Origin of the sequence: Streptococcus sp. 9.1(2021), from assembly GCF_030466425.1 — a bacterium.
Classification (GTDB): Bacteria; Bacillota; Bacilli; order Lactobacillales; family Streptococcaceae; genus Streptococcus; species Streptococcus wuxiensis.
Map to the genome: position 1 here is coordinate 679565 of NZ_JAGQFU010000001.1, position 14471 is coordinate 694035.

Here is a 14471-nt window from a genome sequence, read left to right on the forward strand (position 1 = left end):
ACGACAGTTGGAAAACCGCTACTTCCGATACATCTTAAATTGTAGGAAGAGGTCACTATAGATACCTGTCCATTTATGGTCAAATTTCTCATAAACTTCTAGGTGTTTCATAGTATCTGCATCTGGATAGAAGGACTTATCCTCTTTTGTCTCCTCTGGGAGCATTTCCCTAGCTGTATTGTTTGGTGTTGAGTAGCCGACATACTCAGCATTCTTGAGAGCATTTTCGGGTTTCAACATGAAGTTGATAAAGGCATAAGCTGCATCCTGGTTCTTAACAGTCTTGGGAATAACCATATTATCAAACCAGAGGTTACTTGCTTCAGTTGGAACGACATATTTGAGGTTAGGATTCTTTTCCAACATCTGGCTAGCTTCCCCTGAGAAAGTCACACCGATAGCAGCATTATTCTGAATCATGTAACCCTTCATCTCATCGGCTACAATAGCCTTGATATTAGGAGTCAACTCATACAGTTTATCAACCGTTTGTGACAGTTGCTCTGGATTTTTTGAGTTAAGGCTATAGCCTAGTGAGTTAAGACCTAAACCAAGAACCTCACGCGCCCCATCAAAGAGCATGATCGAATCCTTGTATTCTGGTTTCCAGAGGTCATCCCAATGTTCAGGCGCTTCTTCCACCATGGTTTCATTGTAGACAATTCCCAAAGTTCCCCAGAAATATGGGATTGAGTACTGGTTGTTTGGGTCAAAAGACTGGTTGAGAAACTCTGGACCGATATTCTCAATTCCCTCAATCTTACTATAATCCAGTGGAACTAGAAGATCTTCATCCTTCATCTTATTAATCATGTACTCACTTGGGATAGCAATATCATAGGTTGTTCCACCCTGCTTGATTTTCGTGTACATGGCTTCGTTAGAGTCAAAGGTTTCGTACTGGACTTGGATTCCTGTTTCTTCTGTAAATTTCTCCAGAAGTTCAGGATCTATATAGTCTCCCCAGTTGTAGATAACCAGTTTTTGACTATCCCGACTATTGATTTTTCTATCAAGATGATAGGAAATTCCCCACAAGACAAGGATAATCGCTAAAATTCCTGCTAAAAATGAATAGAGTCGTTTCATGCTTGTTCCTCCTTCTCACGTGAAATGAAGTAATACCCTACAACCAGGATAATACTAAAGAGAAAGACCAAGGCTGAAAGAGCATTGATTTCTAGCGAAATTCCCTTACGAGCTCGAGAGTAGATCTCAACTGAGAGGGTTGAAAATCCATTACCCGTTACAAAGAAGGTCACGGCAAAGTCATCTAGTGAATAGGTGAAAGCCATAAAGTAGCCTGCGATGATAGAAGGCGTTAGGTAAGGGAGCATAATTTCCTTAAACATCTGGAACTGGCTAGCTCCAAGGTCATAGGCCGCATGAATCATATCTCCATTCATCTCTTTCAATCGAGGCAAGACCATGAGCACTACAATTGGAATAGAGAAAGCCACGTGACTGGACAAGACTGTCAGAAAACCAAGCGAAAACTTGAGTTGGGTAAAGAGAATCAAGAAGCTAGCACCAATCATAACGTCTGGCGCAACCATCAAAATGTTATTGAGAGATAGAAAGGTTTCTTGGTATTTTTTGCGTGATTGGTAAATATAGATAGCCCCAAAAGTCCCAATCACTGTTGCTATCAAGCCTGATAGAAAGGCTAGTAAAAAGGTCTGAACCAAGATGAGCATGAGTCTTCCATCTCCAAACATGGTTTCAAAGTGAGACAAACTAAAGCCTGTAAAGCTATTCATATCATCCCCGGCATTGAAGGCATATCCGATCAGGTAAAAGATTGGCAAATAAAGGACAATAAAGACAAAGGCTAGGTAAAGATTTGATAATTTTTTCATCGTTCTCTCCTTTCCTTAGTCACCCACATAGTGATAAACATAGTCAGGATAAGAACAACACCGATTGTTGAACCCATACCATAGTTGTCATTGGTCAAGAAGTTCTGCTCGATGGCAGTCCCCAAAGTAATCACTCGGTTCCCCCCAATCAAACGGGTCAACATGAAAAGACTCAAACTTGGGATAAAGACAGATTGGACTCCGCTTCGCACCCCGTTCATAGATAGAGGGAAAATGACATGACGGAAGGTTTCCCACTTGGTTGCACCAAGGTCATAGCTGGCATTGATGAGATTGTTATCCATATCATCCAAGACATTGAAGATTGGCAAAATCATAAATGGAAGCTCGATGTAGCTTGCAACAAAGATAAATGAGAAATCTGTAAATAGCAACTGCTGAGAACCAATTCCGATAAATTCTAGAAATTGATTAATAGAGCCATTTTGACCAAAAATCCCGATAAAGGCATAAGCCTTAAGGAGAAGATTGATCCAGGTTGGCAAAATGATTAGCATAAGCCATAGTTGACGGTGTTTGAGACGAGTCAAAAAGAGGGCTGTTGGATAACTGATAAGAAGCGTCACTAGAGTTACAATCCCTGCATAGAGAACTGAGTTGAAGCTCATTTTGAGATAGGTTAAGTTTTGCGACGCAAAATAGGATTTATAGTTTTCTAAACTAAACTGACCTTCGATGTTGAAAAATGATTGTCCAAAAATCAAGACCAAGGGTGCCAATACAAAGAGGGCAATCCAAAGCATGTAGGGCACGACAAAGAGTTTAGAGGTTGTTTTCTTCATCTCTTTCCTCCTCAATAGCGTTAATCAAACCTGCTTCATGCTCTTCGATTTCTACGTACTCTTCGATACGAGCATCGAACTCTTCTTCTGTTTCATTGAGACGCATGATGTGGATGTCTTCTGGTTCAAAGTCCAGACCGATTTCCTCACCAACGATGGCCTTACGAGTCGAGTGGATCATCCATTCATTACCAAGTTCGTCATAGGCGATAATCTCATAGTGAACCCCACGGAAGAGCTGCGTATCGACCTTCACTTGAAGTTTTCCTTCTTCTGGAAGAGTAATGCGCAAGTCCTCTGGACGAATGACGACTTCGACCGGTTCATTTGGCTTCATCCCACCATCGACCGCTTCAAAGCGTTTGCCGTTGAACTCGACCAAGTAGTCCTCAATCATGGTCCCTGGCAAGATATTTGATTCACCGATGAAGGTTGCAACAAAGTGATTGATTGGCTCGTCGTAGATGTCAACTGGTGTTCCTGACTGAACGATTTCCCCGTCATTCATGACAAAAATCCAGTCACTCATGGCCAAGGCTTCTTCCTGATCGTGAGTAACAAAGACAAAGGTGATACCCAAGCGTTGTTGCAGCTCACGCAGTTCGTACTGCATGTCTGTCCGCAACTTCAAGTCAAGGGCTGACAAGGGTTCATCCAAGAGCACCACACGAGGCTGGTTGATAATCGCACGCGCAATAGCTACACGCTGACGTTGGCCTCCAGATAACCTACGGATAGAACGTTTTTCATAGCCTTCAAGCTGTACCATCTTGAGAACTTCTAAGACACGTTGTTCGATTTCTTTTTTATCGACCTTGCGTAATCGCAATGGAAAGGCAACATTTTCAAAGACATTCATGTGCGGGAACAAGGCGTAAGATTGGAAGACTGTGTGAACATCGCGCTTATTGGTAGGGATATCATTGATTCTTACGCCGTCCAGTAAAATATCACCCGTCGTTGCATCCAGCAAACCGGCGATAATATTGAGAATGGTTGATTTTCCTGAACCAGAAGCTCCTAGCAGTGTATAAAATTTTCCTTCTTCCAACTCAAAGTTAATATCCTTGAGAACCTTAGTGTCACTATCTTCAAAAACTTTAGAAACGTTTCTGAATTCGATAATTGGTTTTTTCAATTCCTCTAAATTCCTTTTTCTTCGTAAATTAACAGATTGGGACCTTGTTAAATGCTAGCAATAACTGTAAGGAATTGACCCAAACCATATCTAGCGAAAGAATCCCAATCTTTGTATAATGTGTAATAATAATGTTATTCGTGTTCACCCAAGATACGAACTTCTCGCTCTAAGGTAACACCTGAATGTTCTTTAACTTTTTCAATGACAGACTCAATTAAGTCTTCATAATCTCGAGCAGTCCCATCGGCTACATTAATCATAAAGCCTGCATGTTTTTCTGAGACTTCGACACCACCGATACGGTAGCCCTTCAAACCAGCTTCTGAAATCAATTGTCCTGCAAAATGCCCAACCGGACGTTTAAAGACAGAACCACATGATGGATATTCCAAAGGTTGTTTGAGTTCACGAAGGTGGGTCAAGCGGCCCATTTCTTGATTAATAATCTCATAATTCCCTGGAGATAGTGCAAATTTAGCTGATAAGACTACTGCTCCAGAATCTTGAATAGCTGAATGACGGTAACCAAAGGCCAAGTCCTTGGCTGATAAAGTCTCGATTTCCCCATCCTTGGTCAATACTTTGCAAGACTGCAAAATATGAGCAATCTCACCTCCATAAGCACCAGCATTCATAAAGACAGCTCCACCGACGCTTCCGGGAATGCCACAGGCAAACTCAAATCCTGTCAAACTATGGCGTAGAGCGATACGAGTGGTCTCAATCAAGTTAGCTCCCGCTTCTGCTTCAATGGTGTAACCATCGACTGAAACATTGTTGAGCTTGTCACACATAATGACAAAGCCACGAATTCCGCCTTCTCGGACGATAATATTACTGGCATTTCCAAGAACCATCCATGGGATATTTTCTTGATTAGCGAACTTAACCACACGGGCCATCTCATAATGATTGCGAGGAAAAGCTAAGTAATCTGCCTTCCCTCCGACTTTGGTATAGGTATAAGTTTTCAATGGCTCATCGAATCGAATATCAATTCCTTCTAATGTTTCTTTTAATTTTTCTAATACAGTCATCTTTCTTATCCTTTTATAAAATTCATTCCATTATACCATTTTTAGCGATTTTTTTCGACGATTTGAAAAGCTTTTTTTATTCACACAAGTAAAAAAGAGGTCAGACCTCTTTTGCATGATTATTTTTTATATAAGATAGTTTTTGTAAAGTATACAAATAGAACAACTTCCACTGCTAACAATCCTTCAACAAGAAGCGGATTTGAAATCCAACCAACCTGAGATAGACTCGGAGCCAGATCAAAGAAGGCATGTAAACCATAAGCAGTTACTAGATAAATCCAATTCTTTTGACGGACTGCTTGATAAACCCAGAAAGAGAGACCGATTTGCATAACAAGAGCAAGCACACGCTCAACACCAAGTAAATAAACCTGCCATCCAGATAGAGATTGTACTGTTTCAAGTGTATTTTTGGGAAGGAGATTTGCCAAATCTGGATTTGAAGACTCTAATAAGGAAAAGAGGATCAAAAGACTAATCAAGCTTCCCATTCCGAGGTAGAGCAATTCCAAGCCACCATGACCAAGTCCATAGGCGAGGGCATCTGAATCTTCCAAAGCTCTCTTCTTCTCCAACCATTTAAAGAAGACAAGCCGAGCTGTTTCTTCAAATAAAGCAGCCATAAAGATCCCGTAAATCACATAGAGAAGGGGATTTTCCGTCATGAGTGGAACTGTCCCATCCTTTTGTGGATGAAGAACTATAAGGTGAACAATTTTCTCCAGTACTTGAGATGAGACAAAAAATGCAACTGCCCCAAGTCCTAAAACTGAAAGGTTAATCTTGTACTTCTTTTTTGAGAACCAAATGGCAGCTATGAGAATTACAAATAAAGCTATCATTGTGATTATTACATGAATTTTCATACTTTTCTCCTTTTATTCAGCCTGATCGATATCTTTTTTCATCTCATCAACATTGAACTTAGCAAAGAGGTACTGACGATCCTGGACAGGGAAACGTTGATCCAACTGATCGACAGCTCCAACCTCTACGATTCCTTCCTTGATGACAAAGTCCATAACGTGACCACCAAAGGTTAGGTCATCTGAAATAAAGTGCAAATGATAGCCTGCGACACTGACACCATGGAAAATTTCAGGTGTCCAGAATCCAACGATAGTCCCAGAGACATCTTCGCAACTATATTCAGGCTGATGAGTCGCAACCTCAGCAAATTTTGTTTCGCTTGTCGATTTTGGAATCATGCGAACATGCATGTGTTTAAAATCACCATGAATCTTAATCGAACGGAAAAGATTTTCTCCATCATAGTAGGACTCAATACGTTTTTCTAGTTCCTGATCAGTCATTTCAAAACGCTGGCGGAAAATAACTTCTGCCTGGTGGGGTACAACTGCCGCATAAGGAATCAGTGCATCTGGTGAAACTTCAACGATTTCAGGTTTCTCACCTGAACCTTTAGCTTGATAGGCTTTACCATCTAAGACAATTAACTCCCCATCAATAGAGTCCAAGGTTCCTAGCCCTAAATCTCCATGTTCAAGTAACTCACCAACTGTCATGGTCCCGCCGTAAAGTCCTGCCATCAAAGCTCCCAAAGTATTATATTGGAATAATTTAACTGGTTCTTGCACCTTTATCATCTCACTCTTCTTTGAAAATTTACTTACTAAGTATATCACATTTCTTCTTAGAATTGAATGCTAGACCACCTTTTAACATTGCCAAACGTTTAAAAAAAAGGTACAATGTAACAAAATCAAGAAAGGTCTGGAATGAAGCAAGAAAGTAAGTACGAACAAGTTGTTCACTATCTAAAAGAAGAGATTGAATCAGGAAAACTTCAAACAGGAAGTCGTCTACCTTCTATCCGAAAACTCAGTCAAGATTTTCACTGTAGCAAAGACACCATACAGCGCGCACTCTTAGAGCTCCGATACGAGAAATACATTTACTCCAAACCTCAAAGTGGCTATTATGTTTTAGAACAACAAGCTAGCCACGAAGACCTCGTTATCTCGGTCAATGACGAACATGCTGCTGCCTATGATGATTTTCGTCTTTGTGTCAATGAAAGCTTGATCGGTCGAGAAAATTATCTCTACAACTACTATGAACACCAAGAGGGTTTAGAAGAATTACGAAAGTCTGTTCATAAACTACTGTTTGACCAAGCTATCTATAGTAAACCCGATCAATTAGTCATGACAACTGGAACCCAGCAAGCACTGTTTATTCTTTCTCAAATTGACTTTCCAGGTAAGGGCCAAGAAATACTGGTCGAACAACCAACCTATCACCGAATGAACCAACTTCTGCTGGCTCAAAATATCCCCTATCGAACCATTGAACGTCGCGTGGATGGCATTGACCTGAAAGAACTTGAGAAACATTTTCAAAGTGGTAACATTAAATTTTTCTACACCATTCCTCGATTCCACTATCCTCTGGGTCATTCATATTCTGAAGAGGAGAAACGTGCTATCCTTGATCTAGCAGCCAAATATCAAATTTATATCGTTGAAGATGATTATCTGGGAGACCTAGATCCTAAAATGGGACAAACCTTTCATTATTTGGACCAAAATGATTTGGTCATCTACATCAAGTCTTTTTCAACAAGTATTTTCCCTGCACTTCGAATTACTGCTCTCATACTTCCAAATCCTATTAAAGGTCTTTTTGTGGCCTACAAAAACATTCTGGACTATGATAACAACCTTATTATGCAAAAGGCTTTATCACTCTACATTGATAGTCAACTCTTTGAAAAAAATAGAGTAGCAAGATTGGCACTGCAAGAGAAAAGTCAAGGCTTCATTCATAAGCTATTAAAATCTTATCCCCTTTCCCTGCCAAACTATCCTCTCCATGATGGACTTTTGCTTGATCTCAGAAACTATCCTAAGATTGCAAGCCTCAAACACAGCTCTTTAAATCTAGACTTTTTCGAATCGTCCTACATTGAGACTTGCCCCTATCAATTTGCTAAGGTTCCTTTAGAAAATCTTGAAACAACATTAAATTACTTAAAAACAGAGAGTGGGACAGAAATCGGTAATTCGTTAGAATTCGATTTCATCGTCCCACCTCCGCACAGTTGAGTAAGGCTGTAAAAGCTGATGAAATCAGCGTAGTAGAGCCCACTCAACCACTGCGTCTTGCTTGATAATCCAATGACAATTGAGAGGCTAGGACTTTTGTCCCAGCCTCTGTTATTTTTTATTGCTCTACTTCTGTTAGCTTGGCAGCTTTTTCAAGATATGTTTGATAAGTACCGTCATCTTTCAGTTTTTGAATAACCTTATCAACTACTTCCTTCAAATCTGAGTTGCCTTTCTTGATAGCAACTGCATTTTCTTCGCCTTCTTTCATAGTTAAGCTTACTGTTGCGACAGCCAAGTCAGCATTTTTTGTTGCATAGCTGAGGGCTACTGGCTCGTCCATATGAACAGCATCAACCTTACCTGATTGAAGTTCATTAACAGCTTCACCCATATTTGTCAATGAAGTCAACTGCGCTTTAGGAAGTTGCTCTTTGACCATAGATTCAGGAACAGTTCCTTTTTGAGCTGCAATATTTGCACTTGCTAGAGAATCTAAATCTTTGTATTTTTCAAGATCAGTTTTTCTGATTAGGAAGCTAATCTTGTTCTCATAGTAAGGAATTGAGAAATCAAAGACTTCTTTTCTTTCTTCAGTTGCACTAATTCCCGCAATGGCCAAATCTGCTTTCCCTGTTTGAAGACTGGTCAAGACATTATCAAAACTCATGCTGGAAACTTCCAATTTCACTCCAAGTTCATCAGCGATAGCTTGTGCCATATCAATATCAGCACCTACGACTTGGTTCTTGCCATCCACAAGTGCTTGAAATTCAAATGGTGCATAGTCTGGGCTAGTTGCGACAACTAATTTACCTTTTTGTTTGATTGCCTCTACTGCAGACTGTGAACTTGAGCTAGATGATTGGCAAGCAACTAAAAAGAAACTTGCAAGAAAACTACATAAGACAAATATCCATTTTTTAAACTTCATAAATAAACAACCTCTCTATCAATTTTGTATAATTATAACTTAATTAAAAATAATTGTCAACATTTTCTTGCGTTTTCCATAGAATAAATTTATAAAAAATACAAATTCAATGATTGGTTTATCTATCTATTGGGAAACAATTTTCAAAAAAATCATTTATCATATCTTGATGTTGCTGGTTTACAATTGTGATATTTTGCATGTCCCTGTGATCAAACAACCCTAATTCTAAAGTTTCATCACTCGTAAAAACATTTGTAGAGATCGAAGTTTCAGATGTAACTAAATACAACATTGTAATAACTTGTGCCTCATCACCATTTGGATAACTATCTGAATATTTTGTATAAACATTTAAGAGTTTTTTCACTATTACTTTCACTCCAGTTTCTTCATAAAACTCTCTCACTAATGCTTCTACAGCCGATTCACCTAATTCAATAGCACCACCTGGTAACCCCCAAGTTCCTTTGTCTGCTCGTTTTTGTAATAATATTTTTCCTGATTGACTTAAAATTCCACAAGTAAAATTTAGAATAATTTTATCTTTTCCAACTTTTTTTCTTATACTCTGTATATAGTTCATTATTCACCTCTGACAAAGTAAACTATCGATACAATGAAAGCTTACTATATTAAAAAGTAAGCTTTCACAATAATTTTTATCTTCTAAATATTTTACAATTCGACAATCTTACCTGTTTCAAAGTAAACAACCCATTCACAGATATTTTTAGCATAGTCACCGATGCGCTCCAAGTATGAAATCACTTGGAAGTAATCACGACCTGTGACAATAGCATCTGGATTCTTTCTGATTTCTTCAGTTGCCAGATCACGAATATTTTCAAAGTAATGGTTGATTTTTTCATCCATGGTTGCAACTTCATAGGCCTTATCAACTGATCCGTTTAGGTAAAGTTCAAGGGTTGTTTCTACGAAATCTTTAACATCACGTCCCATCTTTTTGATTTCTTCTTCAACTGCTGGGATGCGTTGTTCACCCTTCATACGAATGGTTGCCTCAGCAATGGATACTGCGTGGTCACCCATACGTTCCAAGTCTGAAACAGCCTTTAGAACTGTTAGAACTGTACGTAGGTCTTGTGATACCGGCTGTTGAAGGGCAATGATTTCAAATGATTTCTTTTCAAGTTTCAATTCGTATTCATTGACTTCTGCGTCTTGCTCAATGACTTCTTTAGCCAAGTCACGGTCATGGGTGACAAAAGCACGTACAGTACGATTGATTTGGGAAAGAACTTCTTGTCCCATAGCGTAGAATTGGTTATGCAATTTCTCTAAATCTTCTTCAAATTGAGATCGTAACATCTTTTTCTCCTTATCCAAATTTACCTGAAATGTAATCTTCTGTTTCCTTATGTTGTGGATAGAGGAACATTTCCTTGGTATCGTTAAATTCAATCAAATCTCCATTGAGGAAAAAGCCTGTTTTATCAGAGATTCGAGATGCTTGCTGCATGGAACGAGTAACCAATAGCATGGTGTACTTGTCCTTAAGACTATATAGGGTTTCTTCGATTTTTCCAGCTGAGATAGGGTCTAAGGCTGAGGTCGGCTCATCCAAGAGGATAATCTTTGGACTGGTTGCCAAAACACGGGCTACACAGACACGTTGTTGTTGTCCACCTGATAGACCAATTGCTGAATCATGCAAGCGATCCTTGACCTCATCCCAGATTGAAGCACGCTGTAAAGCTTTCTCCACAGCTTCGTCCAAGACTTGCTTGTCTTTCTCTCCATTAATTCTTAGTCCATAAACAACATTTTCGTAGATAGACATTGGGAAGGGATTGGGTTGTTGGAAGACCATTCCAATTTCCTTACGTAATTCAACCGTGTCGGTACGCGGACTATAGATATTGTGCCCATTATAAACCACTGATCCAGTTGTCGTCACTTCAGGATTAAGGTCACCCATTCGGTTAATAGCCTTGAGCAGGGTTGATTTTCCTGATCCTGATGGACCTATAAGAGCAGTAATTTCCTTGGGTTGGAAAGATAAGGAAACACTATTCAAAGCCTTCTTTTTGTTGTAATAAACAGACAGGTCTTTGACCTGTAAAATCGGTTCTGTCATACTGTTTCCTTTCTAACCAAAGTGTCCAGTTACGTAGTCATTGGTAGACTGTAGCTTGGCATTTTGGAAAATATTTGACGTTTTATCGTACTCAATTAAATCACCCAAATAGAAAAATCCAGTGTAATCACTTGCGCGCGCAGCCTGTTGCATACTGTGGGTCACGATAATGATGGTAAAGTCCTTCTTCAACTCCAGCATAGTTTCCTCAAGCTGAGCTGTCGCAATCGGATCCAAGGCTGACGCCGGCTCATCCATCAAGAGAATGTCTGGTTTTACAGAAATAGCACGCGCGATACAGAGACGTTGCTGCTGACCACCTGAAAGCGTCAAGGCTGACTTATGAAGGTCGTCTTTAACCTGATTCCAGAGGGCAGCCTGGCGAAGTGAGGTTTCAACAATTTCATCTAGGACTTTCTTGTCCTTAACACCTGCACGTTCATGTGCAAAGGTGATGTTGCGGTAGATTGATTTAGCAAATGGATTTGGACGTTGAAAAACCATTCCAATATGTTTACGCATTTCATAAACATTGATCTCAGGACGGTTAACGTCAATTCCTTGATAGAGAATTTGGCCTGTAACTTTAGCAATATCAATGGTATCATTCATACGGTTGAGACTGCGTAGGTAGGTTGATTTACCTGATCCTGATGGACCGATTAAAGCTGTAATTTTATTTTTTTCGAATTGCATATCCACGCCCTTGATGGATTCATTTTTACCGTAGTAAACATGTAAATCCTTCGTAGAGAGGGCCACTTTTTCTTCTGGAAAAGTAATGATATGCCTTTCATCCCAATTATATTTCGACATGGCTTCTCCTTTAGGCAGCAGTTAATTTCTTATGTAGATAGCTTCCGAGTTTACGTGCTCCAAAGTTAAAGATCAAGATAAAGATTAAGAGCACCGCAGCAGAACCTGCTGAAACCAAAGTTCCATCAGGAATGGTTCCTTCACTGTTGACTTTCCAGATATGGACGGCCAAGGTTTCTGCTTGACGGAAGATTGAGATTGGACTGGTTACGCTGAGGACATTCCAGTTAGACCAGTCCAGAGCTGGTGCCGATTGACCTGCTGTGTAGATAAGGGCTGCAGCTTCACCAAAGATACGACCTGATGCAAGCACGATCCCCGTTACAATTCCAGGAAGAGCTTCAGGAATCACGACATGTAGGACTGTTTCCCAACGAGAAAGTCCAAGCGCCAAACCAGCTTCACGTTGCGTATGGTGAACGTGCTTCAAACTATCTTCAACATTACGAGTCATCTGAGGTAGGTTAAAGACGGTCAAAGCCAAGGCACCAGAAATAATAGAAAATCCATACTCAAACTGGACTACAAAGATGAGGTAACCAAAGAGACCTACAACAACAGATGGTAGAGAAGATAAGATTTCAATACAGGTACGAACGAAATTGGTAATACGACCTTTTTTAGCATACTCTGCTAGGAAAATTCCAGCTCCCATTGATAGAGGCACAGAGATGAATAAGGTAATCACCAAAAGGAAAAAGGAATTATAAAGCTGAATCCCAATACCACCACCTGCTTGATAAGAGGATGATTTTCCTGTCAAGAATGACCAAGAAACATGAGGTAAGCCTCGAACCAAGATATAGAGAATCAAGGAAGCTAGAATGGTCACAATGATTCCTGCGATGGTGTAGAGGACAGCTGTTGCAAGTTTATCTAATTTCTTAGCGTGCATAGTTTTTCTTTCCTCTTTCTTTCGTAATCAATTTAATCACACTGTTAAAGGCCAAACTCATCAAGAGCAATACTAAGGCCAGTGACCAAAGAACATTATTATCAACAGTTCCCATAACGGTATTACCAATTCCCATGGTCAATACAGATGTGAGAGTCGCTGCTGGTGTCGTCAATGAAGTTGGAACAACTGCTGAGTTACCGACAACCATCTGAATCGCAAGGGCCTCACCAAAGGCACGAGCCATTCCGAAAACTACTGCCGTAAAAATACCTGAACGAGCAGCCTTCAAGGTTACACGCCAGATAGTTTGCCAGCGAGTTGCTCCCATAGCCAAACTAGCTTCACGATAGTGACGAGGCACGGCACGTAGGCTATCTGTAGTCATGAAGGTAACAGTTGGCAAGATCATAACGAAAAGAACAAAAATTCCTGACAAGATTCCAAACCCTGTTCCACCAAAGATACTTCGAACAAAAGGCACTACGACCTGCAAACCTATAAATCCATAAACTACTGAAGGAATCCCAACTAAGAGTTCAATAGCAGGTTGCAAAATCTTGGCTCCTTTTGGTGACACTTCTGTCATAAAGACTGCAGCACCAATGGCAAATGGAGTTGCAATAAGAGCTGACAGGATGGTAACAATAAAGGAACCTAAAATCATGGGAAGGGCACCGAATTGTTTCCCAGAAGGATTCCAAGTCTGTCCAAATAGGAAATCAAAAATGTTGACTCCATTGACAAAGAAGGTCGATAAGCCTTTCTGGGCCACGAAAATCAAAATCATAGCAACGATGATGACAATCAAAGAAAGGCAAGCAAAGGTTAGCCCTTTTCCTAATTTCTCAAGACGAGAGTTTTTTGAAGGAGAGAGCAATTTTTTTGATAATTCTTCTTGATTCATTATTGGCTCCCTTCTATTGCTGTCACTGTACCTGCAGCATCTTTTTCAACCTTCATTTCCTTGACAGAAATATAGCCCATTCCTTTTACGATTCCATTCTGAGCTTCATCTGAAAGAACAAAGTTCAAGAATTCTGCAACCAAATCATTAGGCTCACCTAGTGTATACATATGCTCATACGACCACAAAGGCCAGTTATTCGTGGTTACATTCTCAGAAATTGGTTCATAGCCGTTAAGTTTAATAGTCCCAACAGAATCATCAACATAGGCGAAAGCCAAGTATGAGATAGCACCTGGTGTTTGGGAAACTATGGACTTCACCATACCGTTTGAATCCTGTTCCTGACTTTGAACCGCTGACTGACCATTCATAATCACACTGTCAAAGGTAGCACGAGAACCTGAGCTCGCAGCACGGTTGATAATAGAAACAGCTAAATCCTTACCGCCGACTTCTTTCCAGTTGGTAATTTCACCTGTAAAAATTTTGCGAAGTTGTTCTGTCGTAAGATTATCAACATCTACTTCTTTGTTGATGATAACAGCTATGCCCGCAACAGCTACCTTATGGTCAACTAAGGCAGATGCATCGATTCCGTCTTTTTCCTCGGCAAATACATCCGAGTTACCGACGTCTACCGCCCCAGACTGGACTTGAGACAGACCTGTACCTGAACCACCGCCTTGAACATTGACAGTTTTACCAACGTGTGCGGACGCAAATTCATCTGCTGCCGCCTCGACTAAAGGTTGAAGGGCAGTTGAACCGACAGCCGTCATAGACTCCCCACGATCAATCCAACTTGCACATCCTGCTAGCGAACCAGCAAGTAAAAGAGTTGCAAGAGAGAGGGTGAGTTTTTTAAATTTTTTCACTATTTGTCTCCTTGAAAATAATGATGAAT

General features: G+C 40.1%; 16 protein-coding genes. 1 reads left to right on the plus strand and 15 read right to left on the minus strand.

Features of this window, described 5'->3' with window-relative positions:
• Positions 1-18 precede the first annotated feature (18 nt).
• From KBU52_RS03315 to budA, 7 genes are all read right to left on the minus strand, one after another.
• Positions 19-1089 (minus strand): ABC transporter substrate-binding protein, encoded by a 1071-nt coding sequence (locus KBU52_RS03315; RefSeq protein ID WP_254724310.1) that lies wholly within the window; start codon positions 1087-1089, stop codon positions 19-21.
• Positions 1086-1859 carry an ABC transporter permease gene (locus KBU52_RS03320; RefSeq protein WP_254724311.1) on the minus strand — a complete coding sequence of 258 codons (774 nt, stop codon included), beginning with the start codon at positions 1857-1859 and terminating at the stop codon, positions 1086-1088. Before KBU52_RS03320 ends, KBU52_RS03315 begins: the two co-directional genes overlap by 4 nt.
• Complete coding sequence (locus tag KBU52_RS03325; protein ID WP_000754116.1) at positions 1856-2662, minus strand: ABC transporter permease; 807 nt, start codon at positions 2660-2662, stop codon at positions 1856-1858. Before KBU52_RS03325 ends, KBU52_RS03320 begins: the two co-directional genes overlap by 4 nt.
• A complete protein-coding gene (locus KBU52_RS03330; RefSeq protein ID WP_254724312.1) occupies positions 2643-3800 on the minus strand; it encodes an ABC transporter ATP-binding protein in 1158 nt (385 codons plus the stop codon). The genes KBU52_RS03325 and KBU52_RS03330 overlap by 20 nt, the downstream gene beginning before the upstream one ends.
• Before the next feature lie 134 nt (positions 3801-3934).
• The gene (murB, locus tag KBU52_RS03335) at positions 3935-4840 is read right to left on the minus strand and encodes a UDP-N-acetylmuramate dehydrogenase (RefSeq protein ID WP_254724313.1); all 906 of its coding nucleotides are present in this window, start codon (positions 4838-4840) and stop codon (positions 3935-3937) included.
• A gap of 119 nt (positions 4841-4959) precedes the next feature.
• Complete coding sequence (locus KBU52_RS03340) at positions 4960-5709, minus strand: YhfC family intramembrane metalloprotease (protein WP_254724314.1); 750 nt, start codon at positions 5707-5709, stop codon at positions 4960-4962.
• Between the two features lie 12 nt (positions 5710-5721).
• A complete protein-coding gene (budA, locus tag KBU52_RS03345; protein ID WP_254724315.1) occupies positions 5722-6450 on the minus strand; it encodes an acetolactate decarboxylase in 729 nt (242 codons plus the stop codon).
• 132 nt (positions 6451-6582) lie between these two features.
• On the opposite strand from budA, the gene KBU52_RS03350 reads away from it, so the two are divergent.
• Complete coding sequence (locus tag KBU52_RS03350) at positions 6583-7911, plus strand: PLP-dependent aminotransferase family protein (RefSeq protein ID WP_254724316.1); 1329 nt, start codon at positions 6583-6585, stop codon at positions 7909-7911.
• Positions 7912-8029: 118 nt separating this feature from the next.
• Here KBU52_RS03350 and KBU52_RS03355 read toward each other — a convergent pair whose 3' ends face one another.
• The 8 genes from KBU52_RS03355 to KBU52_RS03390 form a co-directional block, all read right to left on the minus strand.
• Positions 8030-8845, minus strand: coding sequence for an ABC transporter substrate-binding protein (locus KBU52_RS03355; RefSeq protein WP_225750466.1), 816 nt, complete (start codon positions 8843-8845; stop codon positions 8030-8032).
• 118 nt (positions 8846-8963) lie between these two features.
• Positions 8964-9431, minus strand: a complete 468-nt coding sequence (locus KBU52_RS03360) for an NUDIX hydrolase (RefSeq protein ID WP_254724317.1) — start codon at positions 9429-9431, stop codon at positions 8964-8966.
• A gap of 92 nt (positions 9432-9523) precedes the next feature.
• The gene (phoU, locus tag KBU52_RS03365; RefSeq protein ID WP_004252561.1) at positions 9524-10177 is read right to left on the minus strand and encodes a phosphate signaling complex protein PhoU; all 654 of its coding nucleotides are present in this window, start codon (positions 10175-10177) and stop codon (positions 9524-9526) included.
• Between the two features lie 10 nt (positions 10178-10187).
• Positions 10188-10946 carry a phosphate ABC transporter ATP-binding protein PstB gene (gene pstB / locus KBU52_RS03370; RefSeq protein ID WP_006148225.1) on the minus strand — a complete coding sequence of 253 codons (759 nt, stop codon included), beginning with the start codon at positions 10944-10946 and terminating at the stop codon, positions 10188-10190.
• Positions 10947-10958: 12 nt separating this feature from the next.
• On the minus strand, positions 10959-11762 hold the full coding sequence (gene pstB, locus KBU52_RS03375) for a phosphate ABC transporter ATP-binding protein PstB (protein ID WP_254724318.1): 804 nt from the start codon (positions 11760-11762) through the stop codon (positions 10959-10961).
• Between the two features lie 10 nt (positions 11763-11772).
• Positions 11773-12657, minus strand: a complete 885-nt coding sequence (gene pstA, locus KBU52_RS03380; RefSeq protein WP_254724319.1) for a phosphate ABC transporter permease PstA — start codon at positions 12655-12657, stop codon at positions 11773-11775.
• Entirely contained in the window at positions 12647-13564 is a 918-nt protein-coding gene (gene pstC, locus KBU52_RS03385; protein ID WP_254724320.1) for a phosphate ABC transporter permease subunit PstC, read from the minus strand. The genes pstA and pstC overlap by 11 nt, the downstream gene beginning before the upstream one ends.
• On the minus strand, positions 13564-14442 hold the full coding sequence (locus KBU52_RS03390) for a phosphate ABC transporter substrate-binding protein PstS (RefSeq protein WP_254724321.1): 879 nt from the start codon (positions 14440-14442) through the stop codon (positions 13564-13566). Before KBU52_RS03390 ends, pstC begins: the two co-directional genes overlap by 1 nt.
• Positions 14443-14471: the final 29 nt, after the last annotated feature.

Excerpts from the sequence above, each read along its gene's own strand:
- pstB (WP_006148225.1), bottom strand. The coding sequence starts at position 10,946 with ATGACAGAACCGATTTTACAGGTCAAAGACCTGTCTGTTTATTACAAC.
- KBU52_RS03355 (WP_225750466.1), bottom strand. The coding sequence starts at position 8,845 with ATGAAGTTTAAAAAATGGATATTTGTCTTATGTAGTTTTCTTGCAAGT.
- pstC (WP_254724320.1), bottom strand. The coding sequence starts at position 13,564 with ATGAATCAAGAAGAATTATCAAAAAAATTGCTCTCTCCTTCAAAAAAC.
- KBU52_RS03360 (WP_254724317.1), bottom strand. The coding sequence starts at position 9,431 with ATGAACTATATACAGAGTATAAGAAAAAAAGTTGGAAAAGATAAAATT.
- KBU52_RS03325 (WP_000754116.1), bottom strand. The coding sequence starts at position 2,662 with ATGAAGAAAACAACCTCTAAACTCTTTGTCGTGCCCTACATGCTTTGG.
- phoU (WP_004252561.1), bottom strand. The coding sequence starts at position 10,177 with ATGTTACGATCTCAATTTGAAGAAGATTTAGAGAAATTGCATAACCAA.
- KBU52_RS03320 (WP_254724311.1), bottom strand. The coding sequence starts at position 1,859 with ATGAAAAAATTATCAAATCTTTACCTAGCCTTTGTCTTTATTGTCCTT.
- KBU52_RS03350 (WP_254724316.1), top strand. The coding sequence starts at position 6,583 with ATGAAGCAAGAAAGTAAGTACGAACAAGTTGTTCACTATCTAAAAGAA.
- pstA (WP_254724319.1), bottom strand. The coding sequence starts at position 12,657 with ATGCACGCTAAGAAATTAGATAAACTTGCAACAGCTGTCCTCTACACC.
- murB (WP_254724313.1), bottom strand. The coding sequence starts at position 4,840 with ATGACTGTATTAGAAAAATTAAAAGAAACATTAGAAGGAATTGATATT.
- budA (WP_254724315.1), bottom strand. The coding sequence starts at position 6,450 with ATGATAAAGGTGCAAGAACCAGTTAAATTATTCCAATATAATACTTTG.
- KBU52_RS03315 (WP_254724310.1), bottom strand. The coding sequence starts at position 1,089 with ATGAAACGACTCTATTCATTTTTAGCAGGAATTTTAGCGATTATCCTT.
- KBU52_RS03340 (WP_254724314.1), bottom strand. The coding sequence starts at position 5,709 with ATGAAAATTCATGTAATAATCACAATGATAGCTTTATTTGTAATTCTC.
- pstB (WP_254724318.1), bottom strand. The coding sequence starts at position 11,762 with ATGTCGAAATATAATTGGGATGAAAGGCATATCATTACTTTTCCAGAA.